The 2,563-nt window shown below is 62.4% G+C and carries 3 protein-coding genes; all 3 read right to left on the bottom strand.

The features are described from left to right. Positions 1-486: FAD-binding domain-containing protein (locus ACEW8G_RS09605; RefSeq protein ID WP_373488205.1), on the bottom strand; the 486-nt coding region annotated here is incomplete at its 3' end. A 51-nt stretch (positions 487-537) separates the two neighbouring features. Then, entirely contained in the window at positions 538-1,872 is a 1,335-nt protein-coding gene (locus ACEW8G_RS09600) for an ABC1 kinase family protein (protein ID WP_373488204.1), read from the bottom strand. A gap of 13 nt (positions 1,873-1,885) precedes the next feature. After that, positions 1,886-2,329, bottom strand: a complete 444-nt coding sequence (locus tag ACEW8G_RS09595; RefSeq protein ID WP_373488203.1) for a thiol-disulfide oxidoreductase DCC family protein — start codon at positions 2,327-2,329, stop codon at positions 1,886-1,888. Positions 2,330-2,563: the final 234 nt, after the last annotated feature.

Raw genomic sequence — 2,563 nt, 5'->3', positions numbered from 1 at the left:
GAGCGTGAAGATCCAGATCGAGGCGAACCACATCCGCGCGTGGTTGTGCAGATAGCCGGTGTCGACCAGTTCGGCCGCCCATGCATCGAAACAGTCCAGCCCGGTCTGACCGTTCATCGCGCGGTCCACGTCGCGGCGCAGACGGCGGTCACGGTCAAGATCGGCGAGGTCTGCGTTCAGCCCGGTACGGTAACTGTCCCAGACCTGCGGGCGGCGCTCGAGCCAGCCTTTGAAGTAGCCGCGCCAGATCACCTCTTGCACAAATTTCTCGGCATCTTCCAGCCCATGGGCGGCGATGGCCGCCGCCACGGCATCGGATTCCAGCACCAGCCTGCGCCGGATATAGGGTGACAGCACCGAGACTGCCTTGTGCGCCCCAGACCCATGATCGGTATTCCGGCCATTGGCATAACGCCGCCCCATCTGGGGGGTAAAGGCTGCGAGTATCTTGTCACCCTCGGCGCGGGTTGCGGTCCAGTCTGTCATCCGGCTCATCTTGTTTTGCAAAGGGGAAAGCTGATGCCTGCCATTGGCGTTTCAACAGGGCGTGGCGGTCTTGCCGCAATACGCCTCAACCATCGGGCGCAAGGCGATGCGGGCGCGCAGTTTTGCCGCCATCAGATACATCCCGCCGATCTTGCGGTGCAAAAACAGCGTGGCGGCGGGCGGGACATGGGCAAGCTCGCGATCGTTGCCGATGGCAAGGCCCATGTCGCGGAGGCGTTCCAACAGATCACTGCTGCCAAAGTCAAACGGACCGTCTTGCCGCAGCGGCGCCATCGCGGTGGTGAACATTGCCTGGATCAGGTCTTGATGGTGCGGCGCAGTGGTTGGGCCGAAATAGCCGATGCGCCGCATGGCCTCGCGCGTCTGGACATCTCCACCGTCCAGCGCCACCCGTGCTAGCGCTCTGAAATCGTCGGCAAGGTCCGGGGCGATGGGTTGCACGGCACCGAAATCCAGTAGCACGATACGCCCGGTCTTGGGGTCATAGCGGTAATTGGCAAGGTTTGGGTCGGTCTGCATTGCGCCGAACTGGAACAGTTCTCGCAAGACAAGGCCGATCAGGGCTGTGGCCACCCGGTCGCGCAGCGCCTGCGGCGCATCGACCAGACTGTCCAGCGGGGCGCTGTCCATAAAGCCCATCGCAATCACCTGCGGAGTGCAAAGTTCCGTGTGCAACGCTGGCAGGGCAAAGATGTCAGACCCCTTCAGCAAGGCACCGAACCGCGCCAAGTGTTGCGCTTCGGCAAGATAATCGGCCTCGGCGTGCAACTGGCGCTTTGCCTCGGTCAAAACGGGGCTGATATCCATCCCGCGCGGTAAAAGCCCCGGCATCCGCATCAACGCTGCCACGTTGTCGACATCGCTGTCGATGCTGGCCCGCACGCCGGGATACTGCACCTTGATCGCAAGATCGCGACCATCGCGGGTCACCGCCCGGTGCACTTGCCCGATCGATGCGGCGGCAAAGGGGCGCACGTCAAAGCGGGCAAAGCGGCCATACCAGCCTGTGCCCCATTCGGCGTTCAGCGCGGATTGCAGCTGTTTGGGCGGCATGTGGAGGGCGTCATCGCGCATCCGGCCCAGAATTGCCGTCAACTCGCCCGGCAGTACGACGCCGGTATCCATCGATAGCATCTGCCCCAGCTTCAGCGCCGCTCCCCGCAGGTGCGACAGCCCGTCCGTCAACCGCAAGGTATTGGTCGGCGTCAGCAGCAGTTGCGCCATATCGGGCCGCTTACCGCTGGCCAGCGCGCGCAGGCCCCCTGCCGCAACACTGCCGGCAATGCCTGTTGCCATGCCGCCAAACCGCAAAAGCCGCGCCGCGCGCCCCGTGGGCACCGCAGCGCCATCATCATCTTGGAGCAAAGTGCCTCTCCTGTCAGTTCGGAACCCGGGCGGTTTGCTTACGCAGCCGACGCAGGTGCCACCGATAAATCACTGGGGCAAGGACATAGTCATAGGCGGCCGATGCCACCTGCCGGATACCCGGCAACCCTACGACCCGTGCCAGCCAGCGATACCTCGGCATTTGTGCCCAAAGCACCAGAAACGCCGGAATCCCCGATGTCAGCGCGCCCTCATGCAACACATAAAGGCGCCGAGCGGCGGTATCGGCATCCAGGCCCCATTGGTCCCGCGCGCCCGAGTTCAGATCGTCGAACCGGATCGGCAGGTCATTGGCAACTGCGTATTGCGCGTAGTGCTGTATCTCGAAGTTACAGACCGGGCAGTTTGCGTTGAAGAGGACCGAGGTTTTGGGGCTGTTTTCCATGATCTGTAGATAGAGCAGCGGAGCGTGAAATCCATTCGTCGCCGCCGTCACTTTTCAACGAGCAAGAAGGAGTAGTTTGGCGATCTTCGGACGATCTGATTTCCGTTTGATCGGCCAGCGCGCGGGCATAGATCGTAGGTCCGCGGCAGGGGAATCGCGTTTGGAACTGAGGGCGTGAACGGTCGCTCTTGCCTGTGAGGGCGAGATGGATTCTGAACTGGGGATTGGGTTCACGGAGTCCTCATCATCATGCAGATTTTTCTATCCGCCTTCGACGACGTCCCC

Origin of the sequence: Blastomonas sp., from assembly GCF_041747255.1 — a bacterium.
Taxonomy (GTDB): Bacteria; Pseudomonadota; Alphaproteobacteria; order Sphingomonadales; family Sphingomonadaceae; genus Blastomonas.
The sequence above is the reverse complement of the archived record's forward strand: the minus strand, read 5'-3'. Positions and strand labels throughout refer to the sequence as shown.